The organism is Vibrio thalassae (genome assembly GCF_900089835.1).
In the GTDB taxonomy this organism is placed as follows: Bacteria; Pseudomonadota; Gammaproteobacteria; order Enterobacterales; family Vibrionaceae; genus Vibrio; species Vibrio thalassae.
In genome coordinates this window covers 25,595-39,585 of record NZ_OANU01000018.1, presented here as the reverse complement: position 1 = coordinate 39,585, position 13,991 = coordinate 25,595, and the positions used below count along the sequence as shown (strand labels likewise).

General features: G+C 45.4%; 12 protein-coding genes. 7 read left to right on the top strand and 5 right to left on the bottom strand.

Annotation, left to right across the window (positions count from 1 at the left end):
• Window positions 1–38: 38 nt before the first annotated feature.
• The 3 genes from VTH8203_RS08055 to VTH8203_RS08045 all read right to left on the bottom strand — a co-directional run bounded on the left by VTH8203_RS08055 (window position 39) and on the right by VTH8203_RS08045 (window position 3,998).
• The gene (locus VTH8203_RS08055; RefSeq protein ID WP_096993203.1) at window positions 39–1,184 is read right to left on the bottom strand and encodes a ribosomal protein uL16 3-hydroxylase; all 1,146 of its coding nucleotides are present in this window, start codon (window positions 1,182–1,184) and stop codon (window positions 39–41) included.
• A gap of 110 nt (window positions 1,185–1,294) precedes the next feature.
• Window positions 1,295–2,572 carry an NAD(P)/FAD-dependent oxidoreductase gene (locus VTH8203_RS08050; RefSeq protein WP_096993202.1) on the bottom strand — a complete coding sequence of 426 codons (1,278 nt, stop codon included), beginning with the start codon at window positions 2,570–2,572 and terminating at the stop codon, window positions 1,295–1,297.
• Between the two features lie 13 nt (window positions 2,573–2,585).
• The gene (locus VTH8203_RS08045) at window positions 2,586–3,998 is read right to left on the bottom strand and encodes a glutamine synthetase family protein (RefSeq protein ID WP_096993228.1); all 1,413 of its coding nucleotides are present in this window, start codon (window positions 3,996–3,998) and stop codon (window positions 2,586–2,588) included.
• Window positions 3,999–4,234: 236 nt separating this feature from the next.
• Between VTH8203_RS08045 and VTH8203_RS08040 the strand changes: the two genes are divergently transcribed.
• The 7 genes from VTH8203_RS08040 to VTH8203_RS08010 are packed head-to-tail and all read left to right on the top strand — an operon-like array spanning window position 4,235 to window position 11,701.
• Window positions 4,235–5,566 (top strand): glutamine synthetase family protein, encoded by a 1,332-nt coding sequence (locus VTH8203_RS08040; protein WP_096993201.1) that lies wholly within the window; start codon window positions 4,235–4,237, stop codon window positions 5,564–5,566.
• Window positions 5,567–5,625: 59 nt separating this feature from the next.
• Window positions 5,626–6,990 carry an aspartate aminotransferase family protein gene (locus VTH8203_RS08035; protein ID WP_096993200.1) on the top strand — a complete coding sequence of 455 codons (1,365 nt, stop codon included), beginning with the start codon at window positions 5,626–5,628 and terminating at the stop codon, window positions 6,988–6,990.
• A gap of 58 nt (window positions 6,991–7,048) precedes the next feature.
• Window positions 7,049–8,158, top strand: coding sequence for an extracellular solute-binding protein (locus VTH8203_RS08030; protein ID WP_096993199.1), 1,110 nt, complete (start codon window positions 7,049–7,051; stop codon window positions 8,156–8,158).
• Window positions 8,159–8,213: 55 nt separating this feature from the next.
• Window positions 8,214–9,356, top strand: a complete 1,143-nt coding sequence (potG, locus tag VTH8203_RS08025; RefSeq protein ID WP_096993198.1) for a putrescine ABC transporter ATP-binding subunit PotG — start codon at window positions 8,214–8,216, stop codon at window positions 9,354–9,356.
• A complete protein-coding gene (gene potH, locus VTH8203_RS08020; RefSeq protein ID WP_096993197.1) occupies window positions 9,353–10,270 on the top strand; it encodes a putrescine ABC transporter permease PotH in 918 nt (305 codons plus the stop codon). Before potG ends, potH begins: the two co-directional genes overlap by 4 nt.
• A complete protein-coding gene (locus tag VTH8203_RS08015) occupies window positions 10,267–11,109 on the top strand; it encodes an ABC transporter permease subunit (protein WP_096993196.1) in 843 nt (280 codons plus the stop codon). The genes potH and VTH8203_RS08015 overlap by 4 nt, the downstream gene beginning before the upstream one ends.
• Window positions 11,110–11,158: 49 nt before the next feature.
• On the top strand, window positions 11,159–11,701 hold the full coding sequence (locus VTH8203_RS08010) for a cupin domain-containing protein (RefSeq protein WP_096993195.1): 543 nt from the start codon (window positions 11,159–11,161) through the stop codon (window positions 11,699–11,701).
• A gap of 63 nt (window positions 11,702–11,764) precedes the next feature.
• Here the strand turns inward: VTH8203_RS08010 and VTH8203_RS08005 are convergent, their stop codons facing one another.
• Both VTH8203_RS08005 and VTH8203_RS08000 read right to left on the bottom strand, forming a co-directional pair.
• Window positions 11,765–13,252: an aldehyde dehydrogenase gene (locus tag VTH8203_RS08005; RefSeq protein ID WP_096993194.1), complete on the bottom strand. Its 1,488-nt coding sequence runs from the start codon at window positions 13,250–13,252 to the stop codon at window positions 11,765–11,767.
• Window positions 13,253–13,269: 17 nt separating this feature from the next.
• Window positions 13,270–13,818, bottom strand: coding sequence for a cupin domain-containing protein (locus tag VTH8203_RS08000; RefSeq protein WP_096993193.1), 549 nt, complete (start codon window positions 13,816–13,818; stop codon window positions 13,270–13,272).
• Window positions 13,819–13,991: the final 173 nt, after the last annotated feature.

The window sequence follows — 13,991 nt, the reverse complement described above, 5'->3', positions numbered from 1 at the left end:
TCAACGGCAAACGTAAACACGCCAATAGCAAGAGCGGCTTATTCGATGAACCAATAGCCTTTGTTGATTAAATCGGTGATCAGCGATATCACGGCTGAATTCTGTGTCAGCCATTCGCCGCTGTTTTTAAGGCAGATAACATCATGGCTAGTCATCAATAATGCAACGTCCGTTAATTCTTCAGGAATTTTGAACATTTCACCGTTTACGTAGACGATGTTTGGCTCGCTTTCATGCGCTAGTGCTCTTAGTCCTGAAACTTTGAGGATATTACCACCATTATCTAGGTGTTGATACACATCTTCACTGCTCCATTTTGAACTGGGCTCGATGATGTTTAATTGGTGTCGAGATTGGCTCAACATACATCCCATGAAATCTTTGAGCGTCTCTTCGTTATCTAAAGTAGCTTTTAACATGCCAACGAGAGAGTGTAGATCGCTTGTTGAAATCTGCCCGAAGTTGTTTTGAGTGCGAAGCTCGGGTTTGTGGAGGTGCTCATCACCATAATCATGCGCCAGAACATAATCCGCAAAGTTACTGATCAGTTCTTGTTCTTTTGGAGAGCGGAATCCAACAGAGTAGCTCATTGAAGGCTCAAGGGCATAGCCATCGTGTGGGAAGCCTGGTGGAATGTAAAGAATGTCACCAGGTTCTAAAATGTCATCAATTTCTGCTTCGAAAGATTCGATTTGGCGAAGAGCTTGATGACGCTGAGTCTCTTTATACTGTCCTACGTCTTTGGCGCCTACTCGCCAATGGCGTTTTCCCATACCCTGAATAATAAAGACATCGTATTGGTCAATATGAGGACCGACACCACCACCCTCAACAGAGAAGCTAATCATCAAGTCATCGAACAGCCACTGCGGCATCGTTTGAAACGGTTTCACAAGCTGTGCTGCGCCGTCATGCCAATGGTTCGCTGCTTGCACAATAAAAGACCAATTGCGTTCTGGTAGTGTGGCAAACTTGTCGTCGTCAAAAGGTCCGTGTTCAGCTTGCCAGTTGTTGTCGAGATTCGATACAAAACGTGAGTCGACCACCTCTTCCATCGTCAGTCCCGCAAGTTCTTCCGGGGTGATGGGGTCTTGGAATTCGGCGAACCCTCCTTTGATGATCGTTGGTTGCTTTTGCCAATACTGGCGGAGGAATTCGTCGAGAGAGAGGGTCAATTGATACATGGTTTTACCTAGTCTTCATTAGATTGCGAGGGGATTCTAACAAAAATGACCAGTAACACCCATGATAATCACGACGGTTAATGTTTTCCTCCACAAGGCCAATGAGGCGCTTAAAGTAGATCTCGAACTCTAAAATAAGACATCGCTAAAACGAGTGCTGGAGTTCTAAACATTCGACCACCAGGGAAGGGCATATGGTTTATTTTATCAAAGATAGAAAATCGTTCTGCTGTCGTTGCAATACACTCAGCCATTAAGGTCCCGGCCATACCCGTAGCCGCGATACCATGCCCGGAAAAACCTTGAGCAAAATAGACGTTGGGTTTTAGGCGGCCAAAGTGTGGGGCTCGATTCATGGTGATAGCAACATTTCCGCCCCACGCGTAGTCAATTTTGGTGTCTTTGAGCTGAGGAAAAATATCTAGCATACGAGCGCGCATGGATTTCTCTAAATTAAACGGTGCAACGCCTGAATAACTCACCCGTCCACCAAATAACATACGATGATCCCCAGAGCATCGATAATAATCGAGGACAAAGTTGATGTCGCAAGCGGAAATATGATCTTGCATCAACGCTCCTGTGACTTCTTCGCCTAATGGTTCGGTCGCACAAATGTAAGTGCCTACGGGCATGACTTTATTTTCGAGCTTAGATTCCAAGCCTTCCATATAAGCATTGCAAGCTAGGACCACGTGATTTGCTTTTACTTTTCCATCTTCAGTCAACAGTGTTGCTGGGTCACCGTGTTCTATTTTCTTGACCACACTGTCCTCATAAAACTCTGCCCCGGCGAGTTTGGCTGCGTTCACCAAACCAAGGGTGTAATTTAGAGGGTGTAAGTGACCGCTGTTACTATCGAACATTCCAGAGGTGTACTTGTTGCTGGCAATTCGACTTGCGACCTCTTCCTTATCCCACATCTCTAACGATTCGTAACCATAGTTTTCAGTTAAGTCGTCATACCATGCTTGCAGTTCTTTGTCGTGACGAGGCTTCATACCCACATGAACCATACCATCACGCCAGTCGCAATCGATGTTGTATTTATTGATGTTTGATTTTGTTAGCGCTAGCGATTCAACAGAGATGTCCCAGAGCTTCTTGGCATCAGATTTCCCAACGAGTTTCTCTAGCGTGTCTTGCTCCGAGGCCCAACCGAAGATCGCTTGGCCCCCACTGCGTCCAGATGCGCCCCAACCAACGCGGTTGGCTTCCAGTACAATGACTTTAAAACCTCTATTAGCCAGCTCTAATGCGGCTGTGGCTCCGGTGATGCCGGAGCCTATCACACAGACGTCGGCAACATGTTCTCCCATAAGTTTGGGGAAATCAAAATGCTGATTTCTTGATGCTGCGTAGTAAGAGTCTGTGTGTTTGACTTTCATTTTGTATCCTTACTTATTTATACCACTGATATTCTAATGGAGAGACTTGAGCGGAAAAGCGTTCCTGTTCATGTTTTTTATTGGCGAGATAGACTTTGCAAAACTCTTCGCCAAAACTGTTTTTCATAAATTGACTGTTCTCAAACTCATGCAAAGACAGATCCCAAGAGATAGGAAGCATGGGCATTTCTAATAGTGTTGCATCACCTTCGATAGGTGCTGGTGGTGTTAATTGGTTATCTATTCCGTCTATTATCGATGCCAGTAATACTGCAACGGTGAGGTAGGGGTTAACGTCTGCGCCCGAGAGTCGGTGTTCAATCCTTTTATCCTCAGTACCACTAGCGGGAATTCTGACGGCTACGGTTCGGTTATCCCAGCCCCAGGTTGCGTGAAGCGGAACAAACATATTAGGTTGAAGTCGACGATAGGAATTGGCATTGGGGGCAAATATCGCCATGCTATCTTCCAAATGAGCAAGAACCCCAGCAATGGCATTGAGCAACACCGATTCGTTTTCACCAAACACATTGTTACCGATTTCATCTTGTAGGCTGATATGCACATGACAGCCATTCCCAGCATACTCGGTATAAGGTTTTGCCATGAAATTGGCGTAAAAGCCGTGTTTTTTTGCCACTGCCCTGACGACGCGTTTTAGCAGCATCGCTTGGTCACAAGCCAAAAGAACGTCACTAGTATGTTTGAGGTTGACCTCGAATTGTCCAGGGGCGTATTCGGCGGTGATATTATCTGCAGGAATATTTTGCGCCTGACAGGTTTCAATCACTTCATCAAGAAACGCTTTGAACTCATCCAATTCTTCAAGCGAGTACACTTGCGTTTGTGTCATTCTTTCACCACTGATTGGCATCAATGGTGGCTGCGGGTTACCGGTCTCGTCAGGTTCGAGGTCTTGTAAATAGAACTCAAGCTCTACCGCAATGCACGGTTTAAACCCTTTGGTCGCTAATTTGTCTAATTGGACCTCTAGAACATGGCGTGGATCGGCAAAAAAAGGCTGATGAGATGTTGGTTCATACATAGTGACAATGGCTTGAGCACTGTTTTCTTGCCATGGGGTAGCAACTAAAGAACTGGTGACCATACGACATATTCTATCGCCATCGCCTTTTTCGAATCCTAATCCCGTTTCTTCAACGGTTTCGCCGCAAATATCCAAAGCAAATACGGAAGCGGGAAGACAAATACCTTTTTCTAACACTTTGTTAAGCTGTGATACAGGGACGCGCTTACCCCTAACCACACCGTTCATATCGAAGAGTATGAGGTCTAAGGTGGTGATGTCGGGATGGTGCTCAATAAATCGTTCAATTGTTAGCTTATCGTGACTGCCTTGTATTGGTTCTATATTGTCAGCATTGTTTGAAAGTTGACTTGTTGCCACTGTGGTTCCTCCACTTATCTTCAACCTATCCATGTATAGCAAGCCCTTGCTCTATTTTTACATCGCTGGTTGCTTTTTAACCATAGACATAATGTTCAGTAAAAGACAACATAAATGTATATAAAATGTTAACCATTATCTCAAAAATTACAAAATAATTAACACAATTGTTTGACTTTTAAACAGCTAACTGCCAATGCTAAATGGAGCTTATTGACAAACTCATTGAGCAAATCTGAATTTAAGAAGGACGTATGGAAACGATTAGGAAATGGATAGAAGAGAACCGTATTACTGAAGTTGAGTGTCTGATTCCCGATATTACGGGCAATGCACGAGGCAAGATTATGCCAGCGAAAAAATTCCTTCGAGAAGGGGGCATGCGTCTTCCAGAAGTGGTTTTTTTTCAGACCGTAACCGGAGACTGGCCAGACGACGAAAGTATGATCGATCTGACAGAGAAGGATATGACCCTGGAGCCTGACCAAAACACCATCCGCTTTGTTCCGTGGACAAAAGAACCGACCGCGCAAGTTATTCATGACTGCTTGACTGTCGATGGAGACCCGGTAGACATCTCACCCAGAGCTGTACTGCGCAGGGTGTTGAGTCTTTATGAGCAAGAAGGTTGGCAACCTGTTGTGGCTCCAGAGCTCGAGTTCTTTTTAGTTCAGAAAAACCTCGATTGGGACTATCCATTAGAGCCACCAATTGGACGCAATGGCCGACCAGAGACCGCTCGACAATCATTCAGTATTGATGCTGTGAACGAGTTTGACCCGATTTTCGAAGACATGTACGACTATTGCGAGGCGCAGGAATTAGATGTCGATACCTTGGTACACGAGTCGGGTGCGGCGCAAATGGAGCTGAATTTTGATCATGGCGAACCGTTGGACAGAGCTGACCAAGTGTTCCTGTTTAAACGCACCGTGCGCGAAGCGGCATTGAGGCATGATGTGTATGCGACCTTTATGGCAAAACCCATGGAAGATGAGCCAGGTAGTGCGATGCACATTCACCAAAGCTTGGTGGATAAGAACGGTAAAAACCTGTTTGCGAATGACGATGGAACGAATAGTGAGCTTTTCCTGAACTATATCGGGGGTATGCAGAAATACACACCAGCAGCTATCGCGTTTTTCGCACCTAATGTGAACTCTTATCGCCGTTTAGTATTTGGTGACTCAGCACCCACGAATGTGGCTTGGGGTGAAGATAATCGTACGGTTGGTTTACGCGTGCCTATCTCAGATAAAGAGTCTCGCCGTCTTGAAAATCGTTACGCTGGTGCGGATGCAAACCCGTATCTTGCCATGGCCCTAACACTAGCATGCGGCTATTTGGGTATGAAAGAAAAGTTGTCTCCAACGGAAAAAAGTACCGGTGATATGACAACCGAACCCTATTCACTGCCTCACAACCTCGAAGATGCTCTGGTGCTACTAGAAAACAGTGATGAACTGAGGGAAATCTTAGGTGACCGATTTGTATCTGCTTACGTGGCGATTAAACGTAAGGAGTACAGAACGTATTTCCAAGTTATTAGTTCTTGGGAGAGAGAGTTCTTATTATTGAACGTTTAATACAGGCAACGCTGTAGAGAAAGCAAACCCGTTAATACAGCGATAAATGGAATTAAGTTATGTCAAAACAAACTGGGTCTAAATGGATTGAACAAGACAGTGCCCACTGCTTGCACCCATTTACCAACTTTAAAGCACTCAACAATAAAGGTTCACGCGTCATTACTCGTGCAGAAGGCGTTTATATTTACGATGAAGATGACAACAAAATCCTCGATGGGATGGCGGGGTTATGGTGCGTGAATATGGGCTACAACTGCCAGCCACTCATCGAAGCGGCAACGAACCAACTGCAAGAGCTGCCTTACTACAATTTGTTTTTCCAAACCACTCATCCACCTGCTGTAGAGCTTTCAACTTTACTTGCTGAAGTGGCACCTGAAGGCATGAATCACGTGTTCTTTACCGGCTCTGGTTCGGAGTGTAACGACACGGTGGTGAGAATGGTACGTCATTACTGGGCAAGTCTTGGCCAGCCAAATAAGCAGACGATCATCAGTCGCCACAATGCCTATCACGGCAGCACGATGGCCGGAGCCAGTCTAGGTGGTATGGCATTTATGCATGCACAAGGCGGTTTACCGCTGCCGAATATCGTTCATATTGATCAACCTTATCACTTTGGCGAAGGCCAGGGGAGAGACGCGAACGAGTTTGGTCTAGAACGTGCGCAGCAGCTCGAAGCCAAAATCCTAGAACTGGGTGAAGATAATGTTGCCGCATTCATTGCAGAACCCATTCAAGGGGCGGGTGGCGTTATCATTCCGCCAGACAGTTATTGGCCAGAAATCCAGCGTATTTGTGATAAATACGAAGTCTTACTCATTGTCGATGAGGTGATTTGTGGCTTTGGGCGTACCGGTGAGTGGTTCGCAAGCCAAACATTCAACATTAAACCTGATCTGATGTGTATGGCGAAAGGCATTACTTCAGGCTACTTACCACTTGGCGGTGTCATGGTGAGAGACCATGTCGCTCAGGTGCTGACTGATGCAGACACTGAGTTCGCTCATGGCTTTACCTACTCGGGCCATCCCGCGGCGTGCGCGGTTGCTATCGCTAATATCAAAGAGATGCAAAAACACAATATTGTCAACCGCGTACGTGAGGATATTGCACCGTACTTTGCCTCCCGTTGGAGCGAGCTGCTTGCACACCCAATGGTCGCAGAAGCCCGAACGAAAGGTCTGGTGGGAGCGATTGAATTGGTAAAAAACAAAGCCACCAATGAACGTTTCGATAAAGAGCTTGATGTGGGAACCAAGTGCCGCGAGCACTGTTTTGCCGCTGGCATTGTGTTACGCGCTGTCGGAGACACGATGATCTGTTCACCACCGCTGATTATTACTCGTGAAGAAATTGATGAATTTATCGATAAGGCAAAAATAGCTTTAGACAACACACTCGCCGACGTTTCGCAGTAGCCGACGAGAGACATACCCATAGGTATTAACCAAAGAGCAAACAGGAACGGAGATCCAAATGGAGAAAACAAAAGCATGCTTTGGCATCGCGTTAGGGATGACGCTAGGATTTAGCTCAATGACATCCTTTGCAGCCGAAGAAAAAGTGCTCAATATCTATAACTGGTCAGACTATATCGCAGAAGACACGATCAAAAAGTTTGAAGAAGAGACAGGCATCAAGGTGGTTTACGATGTGTTCGATTCAAACGAAGTGCTAGAAGCGAAAATACTATCAGGTAACACTGGGTTTGATTTAGTTGTGCCGAGTAATGACTTCCTAGGGCGTCAAGCGAAAGCGGGGGCTTTCCAAAAACTTGATAAGTCGAAACTGTCGAACTACAACAACCTAGACCCGAAATTGATGGGCATCTTAGCGGACACCGTCGATCCAGATAATGCCTACTCAGTACCTTATTTATGGGGCACAACGGGAATTGGTTATAACGTCGCCAAAGTAAAAGAAGTACTTGGCGAAGATGCTCCGGTTGATAGTTGGGATCTGGTGTTCAAACCAGAAAATATGGAGAAGCTATCGAAGTGTGGTGTTGGTTTCTTAAATGCACCAACGGAAATCATGGCAGCGGCACTGAACTATATCGGTAAAGATCCAAATAGTACTAATCCGGATGACTATAAAAAAGATGCGCTTACACTACTTAAGCAAGTCCGTCCTTACGTGACGTACTTCCATTCCTCACAGTACATCAATGACCTTGCTAACGGCGATATATGTGTAGCTATTGGTTGGTCAGGAGATGTACTACAAGCGGCAGATCGTGCAGCTGAAGCAGATAATGGTGTAGAAGTGGCGTACTCAATTCCAAAAGAGGGAGCGTTGGCTTGGTTTGATTTAATGGCGATTCCGAAAGATGCTAAGCATCCAGAAAATGCTCACTTGTTCATCAACTACCTACTTCGTCCTGAAGTCATTGCTGAAATCAGCAATTACGTTTGGTATGCGAATCCAAACCCACCATCACGTGAGTTCATTGATGCAGAAATCTTGGAAGATCCAGGTATTTACCCAACGGAAGAAACTCAAGCGAAGCTATATAGTTCAAAGATGTTACCGCATAAAACATCACGTGCTATGACTCGCGCTTGGACCGATTTCATTAAGAACTGATCAAACCCTAATTTGGCGACTCGCATTGGGTCGCCAATTTTGCTTGGAGACTACCATGACAGTGATGTCACTTGATACAGAACTCAATCACCAACATAGTTCGCCGGTGCCACCAAAACCATTACTAGAAATCCGAGGGTTAACCAAAGACTTCGGCGGCCATCTTGCGGTAGATAACATCGACCTTACGATTAATCAGGGTGAACTGTTTGCGCTATTAGGCGCATCGGGCTGTGGGAAATCAACCTTGTTACGAATGCTCGCTGGATTTGAACAACCAAGCGCGGGACAGATTATTCTTGATGGCGAAGATCTTGCCAATATCCCTCCATATAAACGACCAGTTAATATGATGTTTCAGTCGTACGCGCTGTTCCCCCACATGACGGTAGAAAAGAACATTGCCTTCGGGTTAAAGCAAGACGGTATGCCTAGCCAAGAAATTGCCAGCACGGTTAAGCACATGCTCGAATTGGTTCGAATGACAGACTTTGCGAAACGCAAACCGCACCAACTATCGGGTGGCCAAAAACAGCGTGTCGCACTGGCCAGAAGCTTAGCGAAAAAGCCGAAATTACTCCTACTTGATGAGCCAATGGGAGCACTCGATAAAAACTTACGTGAAAAAATGCAACTTGAAGTGGTCGACATACTAGAGAGTGTCGGGGTTACCTGCGTGATGGTGACACACGACCAAGAAGAAGCGATGACCATGGCAACACGTATCGCCATAATGAACAAAGGCCAGTTTGTGCAAATTGGTTCTCCAGAAGCTATTTACGAGCATCCGAACTCGAAGTTTGCAGCGAAATTTATCGGTTCAGTCAATATTTTTGAGGGTGTTCTAGAAACCAATCTCAGTGACAAATCGACAGTTCGAACTCCAGATTTAAGCAATGTCATTACCATTAATCATGGTATTTCTGGTGCACCGGGAATTCCATTAATGATAGCGGTTCGGCCAGAGAAAATGACATTGTGTGATCATACCCATCATGCCAGTAATTCGTGTAGCGGGGTAGTGGAAGACATCGCCTATATGGGTAACCAATCTATCTACCATGTTCGCTTAGATTCAGGGAAATTGGTCACGGCGACATTACAGAACACGAGTCGTGTGAGAAAAGGCATGCCGACATGGGAGCAAAGAGTCAATCTTTGCTGGGAAATGGAAAGTTGTGTGGTACTGAAACTATGAAGAAACAAGCCAAACTCAATATTTGGCGTGTTGTGCCCACGCCAAAGTGCTTATTGCTTGCTATCCCCTACGGGTGGTTACTGCTGTTCTTTCTATTGCCATTTCTGATCGTATTCAAAATTAGTTTTGCTGAAGCGCAAATATCGATTCCACCTTATTCTGAATTGCTTACTTATGCTGAGCAGCAATTGCAACTGTTACTCAACGTTGGCAACTATCAATATCTGATAGAAGATGACTTATACGCGTCGTCTTATTTACAGTCGATTCGTATCGCACTTATCTCTACATTGCTTTGCTTAGTGATTGGTTTTCCGATTGCATGGGCTATAGTTCATTCGAAGCCGTCAACACGAAATGTATTGCTAATGCTTGTCATCCTGCCGTCATGGACGAGTTTTTTGATTCGGGTTTATGCTTGGATAGGCATTCTCAAGAACAACGGTCTGTTGAACAATATGTTACTGACCTTGGGCGTTATTGAAGAGCCTCTAAAAATACTGCACACAGATACTGCGGTTTATATCGGTATTATCTACACCTATTTACCTTTTATGGTTCTGCCACTTTATACCGCATTGATGCGAGTGGATTATTCCTTACTAGAAGCAGCAAGTGATCTTGGCGCTAAGCCAGTAACAACACTATTCACGGTGCTCGTACCATTAACACGTGCCGGTATTATTGCGGGCTCAATGTTGGTGTTTATTCCTGCGGTTGGAGAGTTTGTTATTCCAGAGTTGCTTGGTGGACCAGATACGGTATTGATCGGTAAAGTTCTATGGCAAGAGTTCTTTAATAACCGAGATTGGCCAGTTGCTTCGGCGGTTGCTATCGTAATGTTGCTTATTCTGATGTTGCCTATTCTGTGGTTTCATCGTTATCAAAAACGTGAATTGGAGGCACAATCATGAACGACATTCCGGTCTATAACAGCAAACTGAAGTGGTGTATTTTAGCGGTGGGTTTTACCTTTCTCTATTTGCCAATTCTGATTTTGATTGTCTATTCATTTAACGAAAATCGACTGGTTACCGTCTGGTCTGGGTTCTCGTTTAAATGGTATTTTGAGCTGTTAGAAGATAATCTTTTGATGGGAGGGGTAAAGCTCAGCCTGATAATCGGCTTTTTGTCAGCCAGTGCCGCCGTTATTCTTGGGACGATTGCTGCGTTTGTATTGAACCGCTTTGGTAAGTTTAAAGGTGAAACAGGGTTTGCCTTTATGATCACGGCGCCTTTGGTGATGCCAGAGGTGATAACAGGCCTTTCGCTATTGCTGCTATTTATCGCGATGGGTCAGGTGTTTGACCTCTTTAGCCAGCGAGGCATGATGACCATTTGGATTGCACATGTAACATTTTGTACCGCTTACGTCACGGTGGTGGTGAGTTCTCGACTTCAAGAGGTCGATCGGTCTATCGAAGAAGCCGCTATGGATCTTGGAGCACCGCCTTGGAAAGTGTTTTTTCAGATCACGTTACCTTCGATTGCGCCAGCCATTTTAGCTGGGTGGTTATTGGCCTTTACCTTGTCATTAGATGATTTAGTGATTGCAAGCTTCGTATCCGGTCCAAGCGCGACGACATTGCCGATGGTGGTGTTCTCAAGTGTACGTTTAGGTGTTAGCCCTAAAATCAATGCCTTGGCAACACTGACGATAGTAGCGGTATCTTGTGCCACGTTTATTGCGTGGTGGTTGATGGCAAAGGCAGAAAAGCGTCGGTTGCTTGAGATGAAAATGAGTCAGCAATAGCAAAGCATTGGTGGGTGTTGAGTCTTCAGTTCTAATTTGGGAGAGAGAGATGGATGTAGGTAAGCAGTTAAAAACAATCCGCACCATGCGCGGGCTGTCGCAACGTGAGCTCGCTAAACGGAGCGGAGTCACCAACTCCATGATCTCTCAGATAGAACAGAACCTAGTCAATCCATCCGTCGGCTCTTTGAAAAAGATCCTTGATGCAATACCTATCTCAATGGGGGAGTTTTTTACCCTCGATGTTGAACCTAAAGATGATATCTTTTTTAGTGCTCAGCAGATGGCGGATCTTGGCGATGGGAAGATAAAAATGCTGCTGGTAGGCGCAAAACGAGAAGGCCGTCAACTTGCGGTTTTGAGAGAGGTTTATCCGCCAGGCTCTGATACGGGGACAGACTTTATTGAACATGACGGAGAAGAGGGTGGAGTCATTATTCGCGGGGAAATTGAGATCACGGTAGGCAGTCAGACAAGAGTGTTGAAAGCGGGCGATTCGTATTACTTTGAAACGCGCAAACCACATCGTTTCCGTAACAAGGGGAAAGTCGAATGTGAGCTCATTAGTGCAGCGACCCCGCCAACATTCTAAATGTCTTTCAATGAAAAAATAGCGAAGCATGAGCTTCGCTATTTTTTATATTGAAGTATCGCGCTAGTCTAATTCAATCCATGTCGATTTTACTTCAGTGTATTTATGTAGAGCATGTAGTGACTTGTCACGACCATTACCACTTTGCTTATAGCCGCCAAACGGCATGGTCATGTCCCCTCCATCCCAGTTGTTCACAAATACAGTTCCTGCCCTTAACGCGCGAGAGCATTTAATGGCTGTTGACATGTCTGATGTCCAGATACCTGCCGCCAAACCGTACTCGCTATCGTTAGCAAGTTGAATCGCTTCATCAATCGAATCAAAACTGGTTACGCATAAAACAGGGCCAAAAATCTCTTCTTTGTATATGCTCATATCGGGGGTGACATCAGTAAATAGCGCAGGTTGAATAAAGAAGCCATCAGTGTGTCCCATCACTGGTTTACCACCATAAGCAAGTGTTGCTCCTTCGCTCTGCCCAATATTGATGTAACTAAGTACACGTTCATACTGAGTGGCATCGACAATAGCACCTACTCGTGTATCGCTTTCAAGTGGGTCGGCAGGTTGCCAATTCGCCATGTACTTTTTAACTAATTCAATGAACTCATCTTTGATTGAGGAGTGAACGAGAAGACGTGATCCCGCTGTACACACTTCCCCTTGGTTGTAACAGATAGCAGAAGCGGCGGTTGCTGCGGCTTTTTCCATGTCTTTAACATCATGATGCACAATGTGCGGGCTTTTGCCGCCACATTCCATAAATGCCCGTTTCAGGTTTGACTCGCCAGCAAAAGACAGCAGCTTTTTACCAACAGCGGTAGAGCCAGTGAAAGTAATGCAGTCGACATCGTTATGCAGTGCTAATGCTTGACCTGCTTCGTGACCAAACCCGGGCAAGACCTGAAATACGCCAGCAGGGATGCCTGCTTGTTTGGCCAAATCAGCAAGTAATATCGCGGTGAGAGGTGATTTCTCAGAAGGTTTAACGATAACCGAATTCCCCGTTGCTAGAGCAGGCCCTATCTTCCAAGCAGCCATCACCGTAGGGAAGTTCCAAGGCACGATAGCAGCGACGACGCCCAGTGCCTCACGGGTAACCAGTGCCAATGCTCCTTCTGTAACGGGGGCAACTTCATCGTACACCTTGTCAATGGCTTCGGCGTTCCATTGTACGCATCGAGCCGTTGCGGGAGCATCGTATCCCATAGCATCTGATATAGGTTTGCCCATATCGAGCGATTCGAGAAGAGCAAATTCTTCTTTATGTTCGTCAATAAGCTTGGCGTAGTTAAGTAGGATAGCTTTGCGCTCAGCGGGTGGCAAACCACACCAAACTCGGTTCTCAAATGCTTGACGAGCCGCTCGCACGGCTAGCTCAACATCTTGATCTGTACATCGGGCAACATGAGCTAACAGATGCCCTGTTGCGGGATTAATGATTTCAAAGGTTTCGCCTGAGGCTGAATCAACAAAATGTCCGTTAATAAACGCCTGAGTACGAAAACTCAATGCTTCGGCTTTATCATGCCAAGTCATAGTATCCATAGTGATGACCTTCTTCCTTAAAAACTGGCAGGTGAGTTTGCACTGACAATGATGCAATCAATGTCAGAAGTATTTCTAAATCGGTGAGTACGCGTACTGTCGAAATAATAGCTGTCTCCTTCATATAAGGTGACGACTTCGTTATCGACGGTAAGCTCTAATTCTCCTTGCACAATAACGCCACATTCTTGCCCTTCGTGAGCGAGCATCTCATCGCCGGTATCAGCCCCTGGCGCGAGGGTTTCTCTTAACATGCCAATTTGTCGGTCATCATGATAGTGACCTATCTGACGATAACTAATCTTTCCTCGGCCTATTTCAGGCTGTTGTTGCTTACGCGAGAAAAACTGATCCGGTCTTGGCTCATCAACAGCAAAGAATTCCGCCATCGATGAAGGAATCTTACTAAGTAGCTTACTTAGCGAGGCGACAGAGGGGCTAACCGCGTTACTTTCGATCTGAGAAATGAATCCATTGGTCACGCCGGCCCTTTTCGCTAACTCACGCTGCGATAAACCTGCGTGCTCTCTTAATGCTTTAAACCTTGGTCCTATTTCCGTTTCCATTGGGTACAATCTCCAACTCTTCCCTTTGTGATTAGTAAACTAAACACAATCCTAGCTCACTAAATATAAAAAACCAGCAAATGTTTATAATTTAATCATTGAATAGGCAAATAAAACGTTCTATAGTCAATCTTGTTTAATATTTAATAACATTGCATTTACATGTTGTGGTT

What these genes read in the sequence shown, in the direction of transcription:
- VTH8203_RS08055 (WP_096993203.1), bottom strand. Translation starts at nt 1,184, where the DNA reads ATGTATCAATTGACCCTCTCTCTCGACGAATTCCTCCGCCAGTATTGG.
- VTH8203_RS08030 (WP_096993199.1), top strand. Translation starts at nt 7,049, where the DNA reads ATGGAGAAAACAAAAGCATGCTTTGGCATCGCGTTAGGGATGACGCTA.
- VTH8203_RS08010 (WP_096993195.1), top strand. Translation starts at nt 11,159, where the DNA reads ATGGATGTAGGTAAGCAGTTAAAAACAATCCGCACCATGCGCGGGCTG.
- VTH8203_RS08005 (WP_096993194.1), bottom strand. Translation starts at nt 13,252, where the DNA reads ATGGATACTATGACTTGGCATGATAAAGCCGAAGCATTGAGTTTTCGT.
- VTH8203_RS08015 (WP_096993196.1), top strand. Translation starts at nt 10,267, where the DNA reads ATGAACGACATTCCGGTCTATAACAGCAAACTGAAGTGGTGTATTTTA.
- potH (WP_096993197.1), top strand. Translation starts at nt 9,353, where the DNA reads ATGAAGAAACAAGCCAAACTCAATATTTGGCGTGTTGTGCCCACGCCA.
- VTH8203_RS08035 (WP_096993200.1), top strand. Translation starts at nt 5,626, where the DNA reads ATGTCAAAACAAACTGGGTCTAAATGGATTGAACAAGACAGTGCCCAC.
- potG (WP_096993198.1), top strand. Translation starts at nt 8,214, where the DNA reads ATGACAGTGATGTCACTTGATACAGAACTCAATCACCAACATAGTTCG.
- VTH8203_RS08040 (WP_096993201.1), top strand. Translation starts at nt 4,235, where the DNA reads ATGGAAACGATTAGGAAATGGATAGAAGAGAACCGTATTACTGAAGTT.
- VTH8203_RS08000 (WP_096993193.1), bottom strand. Translation starts at nt 13,818, where the DNA reads ATGGAAACGGAAATAGGACCAAGGTTTAAAGCATTAAGAGAGCACGCA.
- VTH8203_RS08050 (WP_096993202.1), bottom strand. Translation starts at nt 2,572, where the DNA reads ATGAAAGTCAAACACACAGACTCTTACTACGCAGCATCAAGAAATCAG.